14 protein-coding genes and 1 riboswitch are annotated in these 15,898 nt (G+C 71.7%); of the genes, 2 read left to right on the plus strand and 12 right to left on the minus strand.

All coding sequences use genetic code 11. The features are described 5' to 3' along the window. Positions 1-52: 52 nt before the first annotated feature. From DFH01_RS18820 to DFH01_RS18835, 4 genes are all read right to left on the minus strand, one after another. A complete protein-coding gene (locus DFH01_RS18820) occupies positions 53-3,277 on the minus strand; it encodes a tandem-95 repeat protein (protein ID WP_109872014.1) in 3,225 nt (1,074 codons plus the stop codon). Between the two features lie 334 nt (positions 3,278-3,611). Next, the gene (locus DFH01_RS18825; RefSeq protein WP_158287819.1) at positions 3,612-4,436 is read right to left on the minus strand and encodes a sulfite exporter TauE/SafE family protein; all 825 of its coding nucleotides are present in this window, start codon (positions 4,434-4,436) and stop codon (positions 3,612-3,614) included. 38 nt (positions 4,437-4,474) lie between these two features. Next, positions 4,475-5,587, minus strand: a complete 1,113-nt coding sequence (locus DFH01_RS18830) for a YeeE/YedE thiosulfate transporter family protein (RefSeq protein ID WP_109872016.1) — start codon at positions 5,585-5,587, stop codon at positions 4,475-4,477. Between the two features lie 5 nt (positions 5,588-5,592). Then, on the minus strand, positions 5,593-6,099 hold the full coding sequence (locus DFH01_RS18835) for a DUF302 domain-containing protein (RefSeq protein ID WP_158287820.1): 507 nt from the start codon (positions 6,097-6,099) through the stop codon (positions 5,593-5,595). 136 nt (positions 6,100-6,235) lie between these two features. Then, positions 6,236-6,343: riboswitch (SAM-I-IV-variant riboswitch) on the plus strand. Between the two features lie 34 nt (positions 6,344-6,377). Here DFH01_RS18835 and DFH01_RS18840 point away from each other — a divergent pair. Next, positions 6,378-6,677: a hypothetical protein gene (locus DFH01_RS18840; protein ID WP_109872018.1), complete on the plus strand. Its 300-nt coding sequence runs from the start codon at positions 6,378-6,380 to the stop codon at positions 6,675-6,677. A gap of 23 nt (positions 6,678-6,700) precedes the next feature. Here DFH01_RS18840 and DFH01_RS18845 read toward each other — a convergent pair whose 3' ends face one another. The 5 genes from DFH01_RS18845 to DFH01_RS18865 all read right to left on the minus strand — a co-directional run bounded on the left by DFH01_RS18845 (position 6,701) and on the right by DFH01_RS18865 (position 11,002). Beyond that, a complete protein-coding gene (locus DFH01_RS18845) occupies positions 6,701-7,735 on the minus strand; it encodes an ABC transporter substrate-binding protein (protein ID WP_109872019.1) in 1,035 nt (344 codons plus the stop codon). Positions 7,736-7,814: 79 nt separating this feature from the next. Further along, positions 7,815-7,991: a hypothetical protein gene (locus tag DFH01_RS28830; RefSeq protein WP_233256180.1), complete on the minus strand. Its 177-nt coding sequence runs from the start codon at positions 7,989-7,991 to the stop codon at positions 7,815-7,817. 113 nt (positions 7,992-8,104) lie between these two features. Then, a complete protein-coding gene (locus DFH01_RS18855; RefSeq protein ID WP_109872020.1) occupies positions 8,105-9,310 on the minus strand; it encodes a hypothetical protein in 1,206 nt (401 codons plus the stop codon). Between the two features lie 35 nt (positions 9,311-9,345). Further along, the gene (locus tag DFH01_RS18860; protein ID WP_109872021.1) at positions 9,346-9,987 is read right to left on the minus strand and encodes a hypothetical protein; all 642 of its coding nucleotides are present in this window, start codon (positions 9,985-9,987) and stop codon (positions 9,346-9,348) included. 76 nt (positions 9,988-10,063) lie between these two features. Beyond that, entirely contained in the window at positions 10,064-11,002 is a 939-nt protein-coding gene (locus DFH01_RS18865) for a dimethyl sulfoxide reductase anchor subunit family protein (protein ID WP_109872022.1), read from the minus strand. Positions 11,003-11,176: 174 nt separating this feature from the next. On the opposite strand from DFH01_RS18865, the gene DFH01_RS18870 reads away from it, so the two are divergent. After that, positions 11,177-11,455 (plus strand): hypothetical protein, encoded by a 279-nt coding sequence (locus tag DFH01_RS18870; RefSeq protein ID WP_109872023.1) that lies wholly within the window; start codon positions 11,177-11,179, stop codon positions 11,453-11,455. 10 nt (positions 11,456-11,465) lie between these two features. Here the strand turns inward: DFH01_RS18870 and DFH01_RS18875 are convergent, their stop codons facing one another. From DFH01_RS18875 to DFH01_RS18885, 3 genes are all read right to left on the minus strand, one after another. Further along, entirely contained in the window at positions 11,466-11,993 is a 528-nt protein-coding gene (locus DFH01_RS18875; RefSeq protein ID WP_109872024.1) for a hypothetical protein, read from the minus strand. 237 nt (positions 11,994-12,230) lie between these two features. Continuing rightward, entirely contained in the window at positions 12,231-12,968 is a 738-nt protein-coding gene (locus DFH01_RS18880; RefSeq protein ID WP_269846269.1) for a 4Fe-4S dicluster domain-containing protein, read from the minus strand. Further along, positions 12,965-15,859 carry a molybdopterin oxidoreductase family protein gene (locus tag DFH01_RS18885; protein ID WP_109872026.1) on the minus strand — a complete coding sequence of 965 codons (2,895 nt, stop codon included), beginning with the start codon at positions 15,857-15,859 and terminating at the stop codon, positions 12,965-12,967. Before DFH01_RS18885 ends, DFH01_RS18880 begins: the two co-directional genes overlap by 4 nt. Between the last annotated feature and the right edge of the window lie 39 nt (positions 15,860-15,898).

The following is a 15,898-nucleotide window of genomic DNA, read 5'->3' on the forward strand; positions in this document are numbered from 1 at the left end:
TTCGCCGTGCCGGCGCGGAGGTTACGCGCGCGGCGCGGCGGGCAGCGGGCCGCTACAGGATCAGGTTCGCCGCGGTGATGCCGGCCGTGTAGTTGTTCAGCGTCACCATGAACTCGGCGTTGTTCACGTTGCCATCGGTGTTGACGATGATGACCGTGTTGGCGCCGGAGACATACCAGGCGACCTGGTCGTCCGCGTCGAAGTTCGCGCCCGGGTCGGTCTTCAGCGTAAGCCCGCCGAAGGCGCTGAAGTCCAGCAGGTCCGCGCCGCTGCCGAAGTCGGTGATGATGTCGTTGGTGTCGGCCGTGCTGAGGAATACGAAGCGATCGGCGTCGGTGCCGCCGCTGACGCTCCCCGACAGCGTGTCCGCGCCGTAGCCGCCGATCAGGATGTCCTCGCCGCCGCGGCCGCGGATGGAGTCGTTGCCCGAGCCGCCATAGAGCGTGTCGGCGAGGCTGGTCGAGCCGGTCAGCGTGTCGTTGCCCGAACCGCCATAGAGCAGCGGGCTGCCGTTCAGCGAGTCGTGGTCGTTGCCGCCATACAGCGTGCCGCCGCCGGAGGAGCCGGTCAGCGTGTCGTTGCCGTCGCCGCCGATCAGCACGTCGTCGTTGCCGCCGCCGGACATGATGTCGTTGCCCGGCCCGCCGTCGATCCAGTCGTTGCCGTTGTTGCCGGTGATGTTGTCGTTGCCGCCCTCGCCGAAGACGGCGTCGTCGCCGGAGCCCGCCGTGATCGTGTCGTTGCCGTCGCCGGCCCTGATGAGCTCCGACCCCGAGGTGCCGGTGATCGAGTCGCCGCCGTCGCCATAGGTGACGTAGGTGCCGGTGGGGGCGGCCGGTGTGGGCGGGTTGTCGTTCGGGTCGCCGGCGCCGCGGAAGGGGCTCGGCAGGAAGGGCTCGTCGGCGCCGGCGATGTCGATCACGATCGTCGTCGTCCCGCCGTCGAGCGCGGTGACCAGAAGGCTGTCCTGCACCGTCGTGCCGGTGGTCAGCGCCTGCACCGCCAGGTCGCCGTTGCGCAGCGTGTAGGTCCATGCGCCGGTGGCGAGCACGAAGGTGAAGTCGCCATAGCTGCCGGCAAGGCCGCCCGTTTCGAGGAAGCCGGCCTCGCCGGGATCGGGATCCACCACCGTCAGCGTGCCGGACGCCAGCAGCGTGCCGTCCTCGGCGACGTTGCCGGTCGCCTTGCCGGTGAAGCTCGCCGGATCGGCGACCGGGTTGACGGTGATCTCGACGAGCTGCGTGGCCGTGCCGCCCTTGCCGTCGCTGATCGTCACCGTGAAGCTGTCGCTGCCCGAGAAGTTCGACTGCGGCGTGTACCAGAAATTGCCGTTGGAGGAGAGCAGCAGCACGCTGCCATGCGCGGGCCCGTCGCCGTCCAGCACGGTGAAGCTCAGCGCGTCGTTGTCCGGGTCGCTCGCCTGCACGTCGCCGACGATCGAGCTGTCCTCGTCGCCGACGCCGCCGGTGTAGCCTTCCGCCACTGGCGCGTCGCCGACCGGCGCCACGGTGACCTCGACGAGCTGCGTGGTCACCCCGCCGCGGTTGTCGCGGATGGTCACGATGAAGCTGTCGGTGCCGAACCAGTCGGGCTCGGGCGTGTAGGTGAAGGCGCCGGTGTCGGCGTCCACCAGCACGCCTCCGTTGAAGGGCGCGTCGCCGGGCTCGACGGTGAAGACCAGGTCGTCGCCGTCGATGTCGAGCGCGAAGACCTGGCCGAGGATGGCGCTGTCCTCGTCGCCCGACCCGCCCTCGAAGCCCTCGGCCAGCGGGGCGTCGTTCACCGGCGCGACGGTGACCGTGACGGTCTGGACGGTGAAGCCGCCCTGGCCGTCGCCGATCGTCACGACGAAGCTGTCCATGCCGGAGAAGTCCGCATCCGGCGTGTAGGTCACCTCGCCGCTGCCGGCATCGATCTGCACATCGCCATGCGCGGCGCCGTCGCCGGGCGCGATGACGAATTCCAGCGTACCGCCGTCCTTGTCCGCGGCGAGGATGGTGAAGGTGAGCGGCTGCTCCTCGTCGGTGTCGACGGCGCGCGTTGCCGCGGCGTCCGGGCCGTCGTTCACGGATGCGACGGAGATTTGCACCAGCTGGAAGGCGAAGCCGCCCTTGCCGTCGGTGATCGTCACCGTGAAGGCGTCGTCGCCGTGGAAGTCAGCGTCGGGTGTATAGAGGAAGCTGCCATCGGCCTCCAGGGTGACGCTGCCATGTGCCGGACCGTCGCCGGGCGCGACGCTGAACAGCAGCGTGTCGTCGTCGCCGTCGCTCGCCAGCACCTGGCCGGCGATGCCGGTGTCCTCGTCGCCGGTGCCGCCGGTGAAGCCCTCGGCGAGCGGCAGCGCGTTGGACTGCGCCGGATCGTCGGTGGAGAGCACGAGGTCGTCCGCCGACCAGCCGATGCCGCCGCCGACGCGCGAGCCGAGGGTCAGGTCCTTGAAGCCGCCGTCGCTGAAGGCGTCGAAGAAGGCGTCCGTCGCGCCCTCGAAGGCGACGTCATTGATGCTGATGGACCGGGCGAGGTAGTCGATCTTCACCCGCGTGCCGCTGGCCAGGAGGCCGAGGTCGAGCTCGCCCGCCGAGGCGTCCTGCACGAAGCCGCCCTGCAGGTCGCCATTGGTGTCGCGGATCGTCGCCCCGTCGCTGTCGATCACCACGCCGGCGCTGCCGGCATTCGCGACGCGCACGGTGAAGCTCGCCTCCACCAGCACGCGGCCCTGCTTGATCTCGAAGTTGATCGCGTCGCCGTCGTTGAGCCGGGTGGCGCCGCCATTCGGATCGAAGCCGCTGCCGTTCAGGAAGCCGAAGCCCGCATCGTTGGAGAAGACCACGCGGTTGCCGGTCTCGCTGCCCTCCAGGCTGGCGCCCGAGAGCTTCGCGGCGTTGGCCTTGCCAAGGCCGGTGATCGCGATGGGATCGTCGGCGCTGTCGAGCGTGTTCGTCACGTCGAGCAGCCGGCCGCCGCCGCCGATGTCGGCGACGTTGTGCGCGACGACGCCCTCGCCGACGCGCAGGTCGCCGGTGGTGGTCACCTGGCCGGCGAGCGCGGTGTCCACGCCATCCTCGAGGTTGATGCCGAGTGCCGCCTGCTGCTCGACCGTGCCGGTGAAGGCGAGCAGCTGCTGCCACTCGCTGCCCGTGTAGTCATAGGTGCCGCCGGAGACCGTGCGGGAGGCGAAGTCCGCGGCGGAGTCCAGAAGCTCGACTTGCGGCCCGGTGCTCCCGCCGTTCTCGAAGCGCACCGCGCGGGTGCCGAACCAGATCTGCTCGATGGCCATGGGGTTGGTTCCTGGTGGGGCGAGGCATCGCCGATGCGCGATCTATCCGCTGCATCCGTTGTAACCGACCACCAACCGGAAATTGTGGGAACGACGGCAGGCACAACGCTTTGCTCTTGCCCTACAATGCAGCGCCCTTCGTGCAAGGCTGGCGCGCAGAAGCGATCCGCACCGCGGCCGATGGCGTGAAAGGCGGCTTTTTCCGGGCGCTTGCGCCCGCCGGGCCGCGCCGCGCCGGCGCGCGGCCCCTGACGGCGCCCGCGACGCGGCGTAGGGCTGCACCCGGTCTGCGCGGCTCAAAAAATCATCCAATTCCAGACAGTGTGGAAGGCGCCTACCCGCCCAGGTTGGACAGCACGCGGGCCGCGATGAGCAGCAGCGTGGCCACGAACAGGCCGCGCAGCATCCTCTCCGAGAGCCGGCGCGCCAGCCTTGCGCAGTAGGGTGCGACGAGCATCGCCGGCCCGGCCAGCAAGGCGGCGGCAACCATCGCCACGCGCCCGACCGCGTCGCCGGGCAGCCCGTCCGGCGGGCCGGACTCCAGCGCGAACACCAGTGCGGAGGGTAGTGCGACCACCAGGTTGAAGGCGGCGCCCGCGCCCACCGCGCGCAGCAGCGGCACGCCGAACAGCCCGAGCACGGGTCCGCTGAGCGTGCCGGCGCCGATGCCGAGGCCGGCGGCGAGGAAGCCGACCAGCGCCGGCGGCACGAGTCCCAGCAGGCCAGTCGGCAGGTCGGCGCCGATCCGCAGCCGTCGCCCCGCGAGCATTTGCGCCGCCAGCGCCAGCATAAGCGCCGCGAACACGACAAGGGCGAGCGCCGGCGGCACGACATGCGCCGCCAGCAACCCCAGCACGCCGCCTACGGCGAGAGCCGGCAGCCAGGCGCGCAGGATCGGGCGATCGAGCGTGCCCGCGCGCGCATGGCCCCACAGCGCGGGCGCCGCCGCCAGCGCGACGACAAGATGCGCGGTGCCTACGGACACCGGCAGCCGCGCCTCCTCCGCGACGCCGATCGCGGCGAAGACGTCGAGCAGGACCGGCACCGCGATCACGCCGCCGCCGATGCCGAGCAGCCCGCCAACCGCGCCGATCAGTGCACCGGCCACGCCGAGCGCGAGGATGGCCGGAAGCGCGTATCCGGCGATGGTCTCGAACACGCCCCAGGTCTCGCGCCGCGGGCGGTGGCTGGCAAGGGTCAGCGGCGCGGCAAGCCGAACAGCGGGCGCAGCCTGATCCCGATCCAGCAGCCGGGCAGCACGGCCAGGAACCAGACGAAGCCGTGCAGGCTGGCCGAGCCGACGCCGCCGATGAAGGCGCCCACATTGCAGCCGAAAGAGAGCCGCGTGCCGATTCCCATCAACAGACCGCCCAGCGCCGCCCCCACCGCGCCGCGTCGCCCGAGCGGCGCACCGTGCCGGAGGCCGCCGCCCGCCGCTGCGGCCAACAGCGCGCCCAGCAGCAGCCCGATGTCGGCCAGCGACGAGTGCACGGCCAGCAACGGGCCGCGCAGCGCCTCCGCTGCCCAGGGCTCCATCCAGAAGGCGGTGGCCGAGAGCTCGAAGCCGAGCGCCTGGACCACCTTCGCGCCCCACAGCGCCAGCCCGGTGGTGATCCCCCAGGGCATCCCCGACACGAGGAAAAGCAGCGCGACCAGCACCCCGATCAGCACCCCCGCCCGCAGCCGCGCCGCCTCGGGCCGCGCGCCGCGCAGCAGCGCGAGCGCACCGAGCGCGAGCACCGCCTCCACGACGAGAAGGGCGCCCCAGGGGCCGAGCAGGGCGAGCAGGTCCACCGTGCCGAAGCCCGGCAAGGCGAGGCCCATCGGCAGCAGCAGGCTGCCGATCACCCCGCCCAGGCAGAAGAAGGGCAGCGCCACCCACATCCGCCGCGAGCCCTGGCCCGCCGCGACCAGCACGCCGGAGCCGCAGCCATTGGCGATCTGCATGCCGATGCCGAAGACGAAGGCGCCCAGCAGCAGCGGCAGCCCGATCGGCGCGACGAAGCGGCCATGGCCCGGCGCCAGCGCCGCCACGGGCAGGATCACCGCGGCGGCAATGGCGGGAATGACGAAGCTCGCTGCGACGGCGCGCCCGTCGCCCCCTTCGAGCAGCGCGCGGAATCCGCCGGCGAAGCCAAAGTCGAGCCGGACGAAGGCGGCGCCGAGCAGCAGCGCGACGATGAAGACGCCGGGCAGCGCCGGGTCGGGCAGCGCCGGCAGCATCGCCGTGATGCCGATGACAGCGGCGACTCCGAGCGCCAGGACGCCAAGGCTCGCGCGCGCAGGCGGCGCGACGGCGGCGCCGCGCATCCGCCTCAGCCCGCCGCCTGGCGGACGAGGCGATCCAGGAGGGCCTCGGTGCCGGCCTGCTGCTCGGGCGGCACCGCGATCCCATGCCGGGCGAAGACGCGCGCCGCGATGTCGGCGCCGGTGCTGCGGGTGATGAAGACCCGGCCCGCATCGTCCTGCCAGACGAGCACGCGCATCGGCAGGTCCAGCGCCAGCGTCGGCCGCCCGGCCATCGCGCCGGTGCCGGCGCGGGGATTGCCGAACAGGATGACCGTGCGCGGCGCGAGCGAAAGGCCCGCCGCGCGCGCGGCTTCGGCATGGTCGACTTCCGCGAAGACGATCCAGCCCGCTTCGCGCACTGCGGCGGCGAATCGCTCGATGGTCGGCCGCACGGCATGGGCGCTCGGCACGGTGACGAGGCCGTCCTGCTGTGCGGCCGCGGGCAGGCTCGCCAGCAGCGGCGCGAGCCCCGCGGCGGCGAGCAGCGGGCGGCGGCGGATGAGGCCTGGGGGGCGGATGGCTGGGTTGGGCATGGCGCGGCGTCCGGTGATGGTGCGTCTGGCCGGCGCTTCGCCGCGAAGGGCGGAGAGGTTACGCGCCCGGTCCGGCCCGCGCCGCATGCGTGGCGATTTCGCGCTTGCGCCCGGCGGTCGCGCCGCGCTATCCGCGCGCCTGCATCAGGAGTTGGGCCGACGCCCAACGCCAACCGGCCTTCCCGGGCACGGTGGCGCCTCCGCAAGGGGGGATGCGGCCATTCCGGCAAACATTCGGGAAGCGCCGCCGTCGGTCACGCTCCACAGAGGAGGGTGACATGTTCGATACGGCGGGCACCGCCCCGGATCTCTCGCTGCTGCTCGGGCCGCATGATCGCGCGGTCTTCCTCGGCATGGCGGATTGGCGCACGCGCAGCGGGCGGGTGGAGAGCTCGCTGTTCTACGTCGTGCTGCACCGCGCCGGTGCGCAGCACTGGACGCAGGCCTGCCGAATCGTGCCGGATGGCCGGCCAGGCCATCTCAGCGTGCATGTCGAGCGCATCGCGGAGGGCGATCGCTGCGTGGAGCTCGCCGCCTGGTTCGGCGAGCGGCTGCATGCGCAGCGCGGCGGAGCGTAGCAACCGCCGCGCGGACGCGAAGTTCAGCCGGTGACCGGGCCGAATTCGCGCGCGGCGCGCGGCGGCAGGAAGTCGCGGCGGAACACGTCGCCATTCGCCGGCGTGCGCGGCAGGCCGAAGACCTCGACGGCCTGCGCGATCGCACGCGTCAGCCGCGCATCGTCGAGGTCGCCCGCGCCGAGGCGGCGGCCCTCGGGCGTCGCGATCAGCGTGCGCCACGCGAATTCCACGCGGCCGATCTCCATCGGAGCGTTGATCGTCGCATCCACGCGCCGCATCACCTCGGCGGCAAGCGGCGGATTCGCGCCGATTTCCAGCATCGCGCGGTTAATCGCCGCGACCATGCCGCGCACGCCGTTCGGGTTGTCGCGCAGCAGGCGCTGCGAGACCATCGTGCCGTTCGAGTAGAGGTCGATCCCGAAGTCGGAGAACAGGAACCAGCGCAGGTCCTTGTCGGGGTCGAGGCCGAGCGCGCGGAAATTGGTGTGCGCCGTCACGGTGAACACCGCGCCCAGGTCGAACTGGTCGCGCAGCAGCATCGGCTCCTGCAGCGCCGGCGCGATGGAGACGATCGGGTTGCGCGGCAGGTCGATGCCGTTCAGCCGCGCGAACAGCGGAAGCAGTTGCATCGTGGTGGAGCCGGGCGAGCCGCCGATGCGCTTGCCGGCCATGTCGGCCACCGTGCGAATCGGGCCGGAGGCCTTGGCGATCAGCGCGAAGGGCGGCGTGTTGTACATCTGGTAGACCATCACCGGCGCCTCGCCGGGACGGTTCGCCGCCTGCTGGATGATCGCATTCTGGTCGCCGAAGCCCGCATCATAGGCACCGGCCATGATGCGCGTGACGGTCGCGGTGGAGCCCTCGCCCTGATCGATGGTCACGTCGAGCCCGGCTTCGCGGAACCAGCCGCGCTCGCGCGCCAGGTAGAACCACGCATGCACGCCCTGGAAGCGCCAGTCGAGCGTGAAGCGGATGGGTGTCAGTGCCTGGGCGAGGGCAGGGGCGGCGAGGAGCGAAGCGGGCGCGGCGGCCAGCAGGGCGCGGCGGGAGAAGGGCATCGGGACAGTTCCTTGCTCGGATCGCGGCCGGGCGGCCGGGTCCAATCAAGCAACCCCCATGCCAGGAATTACGACCGCGTCATGCGCCGGTCAGGCGAGCCTCATGGCGCCCATGCGTCAGGGCGAGGCCAGCCGAGGGCTTGTCCCGCAGCTCGGCCAACAGGGACCAGACCTTGTGCGGATCCATGCGCGTCTCGGGGTCGTTCAGAAGCCGGTCGAGTTCCGCCAGCTTCGCCTCGATCTCGCGCTCGGTCATTGTTTTCATGTCCTGCGGTCCGGGCAGCCGCCCGCCCATTCGCGGTGCCGACGCCCGGGAACCATGCAGCAGGAACGTGGCGGCTCATCAGCGGTTGCGTGGCGTCCGCGTGATCAATTCGACGACAGGATGGCAGGCGCGAGCGCCGCGGACTTCGAGGCCGGGTGGCTCGGGTTGCGGAAGCGCAGCTCGCCCTCCGCCGCGGCGTCCGGCGGGGCCATGCCGAACAGCTCCATCCGGCTGGCGCAGGTCACGGCCACCACGCGCCGGGCGGTCGCCTCCGTCATCCAGCGCCGCGTCGCGCCTTCCAGCTCCATCCTCTCCCGCAGGCCGCGCCACTCGCCGCGGTCCAGGTCGTCGAGGAAGACCGAGAGGATGCCGGGATGCGCGCCCGACAGGCGCTGCTCGGCGGCTGCCGCCATGCGCCGCGTGGCAGCGGTCGCGATGGCATTCTCCCGCCCGGCCCGCGCCGCCATGACGAAGACCGAGCCGCTGTCGGGCGCCGAGGTCACGGCGAGATGCGCCTCCTCCCCGAACTGCGCGCGCAGCTGCGCGGGCAGGCCGCGCACCGCCACCTGGGCGCCGGCCAGCACGAGCGGGTCGAGCTTGAGCACGGCGTCGGCCCCGGCGTCCTGGCGCTTCTGCTCGGCCAGCAGGCCGCTGATGCGGCGGTGCAGCTCCGCCACCTGGTCGTCCGAGACCATGCCCTCCGGCAGGGTCATCTTCAGCAGGTAGCGGCCGGGATGGGCGGCGAGCCAGGTCTGCAGCTCGGGATTCACGCGGTCCACCAGGGCGCACCAGTCGCCGCGATGCACCTGCCGGCCTTCCTCGGCCGAGACGGTCTCGCACGCCACCTCGGCGGTCGCGCCGTCGCGGCTGATGGTCAGATCCCAGGGCGTCTCCTCGGCGAGCCCCGTGAAGGCGACCGTGAAGCCCATCGCGCGGTGGCGCTCCGCCGTGCGCAGCAGGTGGAACAGCGGCATCAGCGTCGCCTCGCCGCTGAGCCCTGCCTCGATCCGGTCGCGCAGCCGCTTGCGCGGTTCCGGCGGCAGCGCGGCCGAGAGCCGCACCGCCTGGCGCGCGAAGGCGACGATGCGCTGCTCGGCCGGCGTCGCGCGCTCGAGGCTCGGCGTCTCGGCGAGCCGGGCGAGAACGAGTTCCAGCGCATGGCGCTGCTGCGCCGCGCGGCCAGCGAGCGAGGGCGCCGCGGTGCGGCGGCCGAGCTCCGTCAGGCGGCTGGTCCAGCGGCGCGCGCCGCAAAGGGCGCGGAAGCGCGCAAGGTCGGCCGGATCCGGCCTGTGGTCGGCGGAGGAGGACATGCGACGACCCGGTTTGTTGTGGTGTTGCGGCGTTCCTATACGCGGAAGCCCGCCCGCGGCAAGCCGGATCGGCATGGCGACCTGCCCGCGCCGCCGCGGCGCGAGGCCGCGGCGCCCAGGCCGAGCACGCCCGCCAGCATCAGCGGAAAGGCCCCCGGCGTCGGCACCGCGCTCGGTGCGGGGATGGCATAGACATAGCTCGCGCCGTCCTGCAGCGCGGCGAAGCCGAGCACCAGCGACGTCGGCAGGGTGTCAGTGAGCGACGCTTCCGGCGGGCTGTCCGGCCACTGGCAGGTTCCGGCCGGCGTCGGGCAGCTGAAGCTGGTCAGGATCACGCGCGGCACCGGCGAAAGGCCCGACAGCGTTATGTCCAACAGGCCCGCGGGGTCGGCGAGGCGCCGGTCGTGATCGGCGGAGAACCGCACCACGATCTCATAGGGCCCGACATCCACGGCGACGTCGAAGCCGAGGCCTTCGCCGGAATGCATCACCTGCCCGGCGAATCCCGTGCCGATGCGGACCGGCGCCGGCGGGCCGAAGGGCGTCGTGACGGTCAGGCCGCCCCTGGCGGTCAGCGAGGCGGCGGCGGTGTCCTGGAACCAACTCGCCTCGGCCGGCCGCAGCGCGGAAAGCAGGAGAAAGCAGCCCGCGAGAAGCCTCTTCGCCCCGCCGCCCATGCCCGCCTCCCAGCTTCCATTACGCCTTCAGCACAGCATGGCCCGCGGACGATCTCAAGCCGCGAACACGCAGGCGTTACCCCTCCCCGGTGTAGAACAGCGTGACCGTGTGGGTCGCCTCCGCGAACATCAGCCAGCGCTCGACCAGCATCGCCGCCAGCGCGACGGCGGCGGCGGGCAGCAGGGCGAGCGCGGCGGCGGCGCCAGGCAGCGGCAGCGCAGCGAGCGCCAGGACGGTGGCGATGGCGAAGCCGCCGAGCGTCAGCCGCCGCAGCTTCGCCCGATGCGCGCGGGCCACGCGGAAGCCCATCTCCCGCAGCAGCCAGTTCTGCTCGGTGTGCGGCGGATCGAGCGGGCGCGTCCGGCCGATCCGCCCGAGGCCCGTCGCGCTCTCGATGCTCGGCGCATCCGCCGGCTTCGGCGCGTCGATCGCGTCCCAATAGGCGCGCTTGAGCGCGATCGCGCCGCCGCCGAGCAGCGCCGCGAGCACCGCCGGCAGATTCGCCTGGCCCCAGGGCGCCGCCAGCGCGGCGAGCAGTGCGGCGCCGCAGAAGGCGCCGAACAGCAGGTAGCCCCAGGGCACCATCGGCTGGTGCCACTGCCGCACCGGCTTGAGCGAGGCGTAGATCATGCCGGTGCACCAGGTCGTCACGACGGCGCCCGCCGCGGCCAGCACGCCCATCACGGCGATCAGCGCCCCATTGCCGGTGAGGAGGCCGAGGCCGAACAGCAGCGCCGGGACATAGGTCAAGATCGCGGCCACGCCCTCCCGCGACAGCCAGGATGAGCGCCATTGCGACAGCGCGCGCCAGGCGCGCTCCGGCCGGCCGAGATGCTTGAGGGAGGAAAGCAGGCCGGCGGTGATCAGCAGCAGCGCCAGCACCAGCGCCGTCAGACCGAAGGCCGGGGAGGTCGGCGTCAGCCCGAAGGCGCGCAGCAGCCCAAGCCAGAACAGCAGGCCATATCCGGCGCCGGATGCGGTGGTGAAGAAGACGATGCTCGGTGCGGGATTCATGCGCGTGTCCGGTGCCGCGTGGTGCGATCATCCCGGAGAGACCGGCCGACCGTCTGCAGGATCGTGAAGCCGGGGTGCCCCCCGGCGTCAAGATCGCGCGGGCGAGATCGCGCGCTTGATCAGCCGCGGCGGGGCGTGCATGCAGGAGGTGGACGCAAGGCCGGGGACCGGGCGATGTGCGATGCCTGCGAGGATTGGGACGCGCGCGAGAAGCGGGAGCCCGGCTCGCATGACGTTGCGTTGCGCGCCCGCGCGATCGAGCGCGCCATGCCGGGCGATGCGGTTCCGGACGCGGCGTGGCGGATCGCGCTCGGCGAGGCGACCGGCGCCATCGCCTGGGCGGATCAACTGCGGATCATGACCGCGATGCAGGCGGCAGCGAGGGCGCCTGCGCCGCAGCCCTTCGGGCGTCGCCGGCGGAGTGCAAGCTTCGCTTGCGCGGCCGCGGTCTGAGGGCGTCGTCCTACCCGCAGGAGGCGCAGGTCAGCAGGCCGCGCCGCTCGCGCGCCGACTCCACCGCATAGCCGCAGCGCATGCAGTTCGCACCGTCGTCATCCGGGTCGAAGGGATCGGCGACCCGGCGTTCCGCCGCGGGCGGCCGGTTGGCGGTGCCGGGCGGGCGGCCACGGCGGGGGCGGGGCGCCTCGGCCGCGGGCGGCGGCGCTTCGGGTTCGGCGCGGCTGCGCTCCCACATCGGCATGACATGCGCGGTCGGCTCGGCGCGGGCGGGTTCCGGCGCCTCGGGTGCCGGCGCGGCGGGCCGGGCGGACTGGGCCGGGAAGCCATCCTCCCAGGTCGCGGCGCGCATCTGCAGGTCGGCGCGTTGCCGGCCCGGCGTTTCAACGGCGCCCTTCGTCGGCAGGCGCACCACCTCCACCGTCCGGGTGGCGGAAGCGCCGCCCTTGCCGGGGATGCGTCGCAACTCGCGGCGCGCGCTCGGGGCGGATTGCCCTCCGCCAAGGCCTGCGAAGACGCGGTCGATTTCGGACATGCTGCTCCGGAAGTTGCGAGAAAGCTCAGGGCACGCCGCCCGACGGGCCTGCCGGCGGCGCTGGATCGTAGCCGGGGGAGGAGCCGCGGCGTCAGGCCCGGCCTGCGTCGCAACGCGACGCCACCGGGCCAGTTTCCGCCCGACGCCGGGCGTGGTCAATGCGGCGTCGCGATGTCCATATGTCGGGCGGGCCGATTCAGGCCTGAGGGGCTGCGCCCCTCCGGTCATCGGACCGCCTCAGCGGGAGAGGGCGCGATCGAGCCAGCGTAGCAGCGGGTTCTTGATGTCCATCCCCGTCGGCGCCGCCTCCTCGAGCGAATGCGCGCGCATCGGCGGCTTCTCGCGCGGGGGGAGGTATTTGTTCACCGGGGCGTAGCCCATCTCCGGCATCAGGTCGTAGCCGCCGCGCTCCGCGACCAGGCGCGAGACCTTGCTGGTCGGGTCGCCGAGATCGCCGAAATGCCGCGCGCCGACCGGGCAAGTGATGACGCAGGCGGGCTGGCGCTGCGGCTCCGGAATGGTCTCGTTGTAGATGCGGTCCACGCAGAGGGTGCATTTCTTCATCACCCCCTCGTCCTCGTCCAGTTCGCGCGCGCCGTACGGGCACGCCCAGGCGCAGAGGCCGCAGCCGATGCAGGTGTCGGTGTTCACCAGCACGATGCCGTCCTCGGCGCGCTTGTAGCTTGCACCGGTCGGGCAGACGGTGACGCAGGAAGGCGTCTCGCAATGCAGGCAGGAGCGGGGGAAGTGGACCGTGCGGCCTTCCTCGCCCTCGCCCGCCTCGTAGGAATGCACGCGGTTGAACCACACGCCCTCCGCGCCGGCGGAATAGGCGTTGAAGTCGGGCAGGGGGCCGAGATGGCCGCCCGTGTTCCACTCCTTGCAGTTCGTCGCGCAGGCATGGCAGCCGACGCAGGTGTCGAGGTCGATGACGAGGCCCAGCTTCTTGGCGGCGGGCGGAGGCAGTTCGGTCACTTGCCGGGCTCCCTCACCAGGTCGGGGGCCGGTTTCAGCCCTGGCGGCCTCTCCAACGCCGCCGGATGCGGGTCCGTCAGCGGGATCTCGTCGGCCGCGCATTTCGTCACGCGCACGCGGAGGTCGTACCACGCCGCCTGGCCGGTCACGGGATCGCTGTTCGCGAAGCGCTGGCCGTCCGCGACCTGCGCGGGCAGCCATTCGCTGATGACATGATTGAGGAGAAAACCCCGCGTCGCCTCCGGGCTGTCGGGCGAGAGGTTCCAGGCACCGGCGCGCTTGCCCACCGCGTTCCAGGTCCAGACGGTGTCGGGGTTCACGCCTTCCATCAGCGCGAGCTGGCCCTTCACGCGGCCGTTGCGGCTTTCCACCCAGACCCAGTCGTCCTGAGCCAGGCCAAGCCGGTGCGCGGTGAGCCGGTTCATGTAGAGCTTGTTGGCGCCGCGGATCTGCCGCAGCCAGGCGTTCTGGCTGCCCCAGGAATGGTAGTGGTCCATCGGCCGCTGCGTGATGGCGGAGAGCGGGAAGGGCTCGGTGTCGTGCTGCTGCTGCTCGAGCGGCGCGTACCAGATCGGCAGCGGGTCGCAATAGGTCGCGATGCGCGCGCGCGTCGCTTCGTCCGGCGGCTGCTTCGCACCATGGCCCTGCGCGGCGAGGCGGAATTTCTGCAAGGGCTCGGAGTAGATCTGCAGGACGATCTGATCGGACTTGCCGATCAGTCCCATCGCCTTGCTGTCCTCCAGATAGGCCTTGTTCGCGTGCTTGAAGTAGAGCTGCTCGGGCGGCAGGTGGTGGCGCCAGAAGCAGCCATTCTCGATGTATTTCTGCAGTTGGTTCGGGTTCGGCTCGCCGACGCCCTTCTTCGTGCCGTCCTCGCCGCGGAAGCCGGCCAGCGGACCGACGCCCGGCATCCGCTGGTGGTTCATGATGTAGTCCGGGTAGTCCTTGAACTTCGGCGAGCCATCCTCCTTCACGAAGGCGGGCAGGCCGAGGCGCGCGCCCAGTTCGATCAACACCTCCTGGAAGCCGCGCACGTCGCGGTCGGGCTGGATCACCGGCTGGCGGATGGCGTCGCCCGGGCCATGCGCGCTGCCGATCGGGCGATCGAGCAGGGAGATCGCGTCCCAGCGTTCCAGATAGGTGGTGTCCGGCAGGATCAGGTCGGCATAGGGCACCGTCTCGGAGAAATAGGCGTCCGAGTAGATGACGTGCGGGATGCGGTATTCGCCGTCCTCGCGCGTCTCCGTCAGGATGCGGATGACCTCGCCGGGGTTCATCGCGCTGTTCCAGGCCATGTTCGCCATGAACATGAACAGCGTGTCGATCTCATAGGGATCGGCCTTGCCCGCATTGCCGATCACCATGTGCATCATCCCGTGCAGCGCCAGCGGCGCGTGCCAGGAGAAGGCCTTGTCGATGCGGATCGGGCTGCCGTCGTCATGCACGAGCAGGTCATCCGGCCCATGCGGGAAGGAGAGAATATTGCCCGCGAGCGGCGTGTTCGGCTTGGCCCCCTTGCCGGCCGGCCCCGGCCCGGGCGGGATCGGCCGCGGGAAGGGCGACTTGTAGCGCCAGGACCCCGGCACATCGATCGCGCCCAAAATCATCTGCAGCAGGTGCAGTGCGCGGCACGTATGGAAGCCGTTGCTGTGCGCGGAGATGCCGCGCATCGCGTGGAACGATACGGGCCGCCCCACCATCGTCTCGTGCCGGCGGCCGAGGCTGTCGGTCCAGGGCACGTCGAGGGTGATGGTGTGGTTGAAAGCGATGTCGGCGATCTCGGCGGCCAGGCGCCGTATGCGGTCCGCGGAGACGCCGCAGGTCGCGGCCACCTTGTCCGGCGCGTAGTCCGGCGAGAGGTAGCGCTGCGCCATCAGCTGGAAGACCGGCACGGCCTTGCGGCCATCGGGCAGGTCGTATTCGCCGACGATCTGCGGCGAAAGCCCGGCGCTGCCGGCATCCATCGCGCCGCGCGCGCGGTCCCAGGCGAGGGGCTTGCCATCCGCGTCGCGCGCGAACAGCCCGTCATCGGCGCCGCCGGGGTTCTTCACCACCAGCCAATGCGCGTTGGTGTAGCGGACGAGGAAGTCGAGATCGACGCGGTCGGTGCGCAGCAACTCGTGGATCAGCGCCATCACGAACAACCCGTCGGTGCCCGGCCTGATGCCGACCCACTCGTCGGCGATGGCGGAATAGCCGGTGCGCACCGGGTTCACGCTGACGAATTTCGCGCCGCGCGCCTTCAGCTTGCCGAGGCCGATCTTGATCGGGTTCGAATCATGGTCTTCGGCCACGCCGAACATCACGAAATACTTCGCGTGCTCCCAGTCCGGCTCGCCGAATTCCCAAAAACTGCCGCCGATGGTGTAGAGGCCGGCCGCGGCCATGTTCACGGAACAGAAGCCGCCATGCGCGGCGAAGTTCGGTGTGCCGAACTGCGCGGCCCAGAAGCCGGTCAGGCTCTGCGACTGGTCGCGACCCGTGAAGAAGGCCAGCTTGCGGGGATCCGTGGCGCGCACGTTGCGCAGCCAGCCGGTGGCGATCTCCATCGCTTCGTCCCAGGAGATCTCGGCGAACTCGCCCGATCCGCGCGGGCCGACGCGCTTCAGCGGCGCGCGCAGGCGCGACGGCGCATACTGCGTCATGATGCCCGCCGAGCCCTTGCCGCAGAGCACGCCGCGGTTCACCGGGTGGTCCGGGTTGCCCTCGATGTAGCGGACGCGCCCGTCCTTCAGATGGACTTTGATCCCGCAGCGGCAGGCGCACATGTAGCAGGTGGTGGTCTTTACCGTGTCGCCGATGGGCGCGGAGGTCTCGATGACCTCGCCATTCCCGGTCATTCGTCGCGGCAGGGCCGCGCGGTCGTCTCGCGGCAGGTTGGTATCCGGCATCACGCTCTCCCGAAGCCCCGATTATCGGGGCGCAGGCGA

This window comes from Falsiroseomonas bella (assembly GCF_003173615.1).
Taxonomy (GTDB): domain Bacteria; phylum Pseudomonadota; class Alphaproteobacteria; order Acetobacterales; family Acetobacteraceae; genus Falsiroseomonas; species Falsiroseomonas bella.

What these genes read in the sequence shown, in the direction of transcription:
- DFH01_RS18865 (WP_109872022.1), bottom strand. Translation starts at nt 11,002, where the DNA reads ATGAATCCCGCACCGAGCATCGTCTTCTTCACCACCGCATCCGGCGCC.
- DFH01_RS18885 (WP_109872026.1), bottom strand. Translation starts at nt 15,859, where the DNA reads ATGCCGGATACCAACCTGCCGCGAGACGACCGCGCGGCCCTGCCGCGA.
- DFH01_RS18835 (WP_158287820.1), bottom strand. Translation starts at nt 6,099, where the DNA reads ATGCCCAACCCAGCCATCCGCCCCCCAGGCCTCATCCGCCGCCGCCCG.
- DFH01_RS18830 (WP_109872016.1), bottom strand. Translation starts at nt 5,587, where the DNA reads ATGCGCGGCGCCGCCGTCGCGCCGCCTGCGCGCGCGAGCCTTGGCGTC.
- DFH01_RS28830 (WP_233256180.1), bottom strand. Translation starts at nt 7,991, where the DNA reads ATGACCGAGCGCGAGATCGAGGCGAAGCTGGCGGAACTCGACCGGCTT.
- DFH01_RS18870 (WP_109872023.1), top strand. Translation starts at nt 11,177, where the DNA reads ATGTGCGATGCCTGCGAGGATTGGGACGCGCGCGAGAAGCGGGAGCCC.
- DFH01_RS18860 (WP_109872021.1), bottom strand. Translation starts at nt 9,987, where the DNA reads ATGGGCGGCGGGGCGAAGAGGCTTCTCGCGGGCTGCTTTCTCCTGCTT.
- DFH01_RS18840 (WP_109872018.1), top strand. Translation starts at nt 6,378, where the DNA reads ATGTTCGATACGGCGGGCACCGCCCCGGATCTCTCGCTGCTGCTCGGG.
- DFH01_RS18845 (WP_109872019.1), bottom strand. Translation starts at nt 7,735, where the DNA reads ATGCCCTTCTCCCGCCGCGCCCTGCTGGCCGCCGCGCCCGCTTCGCTC.
- DFH01_RS18875 (WP_109872024.1), bottom strand. Translation starts at nt 11,993, where the DNA reads ATGTCCGAAATCGACCGCGTCTTCGCAGGCCTTGGCGGAGGGCAATCC.
- DFH01_RS18820 (WP_109872014.1), bottom strand. Translation starts at nt 3,277, where the DNA reads ATGGCCATCGAGCAGATCTGGTTCGGCACCCGCGCGGTGCGCTTCGAG.
- DFH01_RS18855 (WP_109872020.1), bottom strand. Translation starts at nt 9,310, where the DNA reads ATGTCCTCCTCCGCCGACCACAGGCCGGATCCGGCCGACCTTGCGCGC.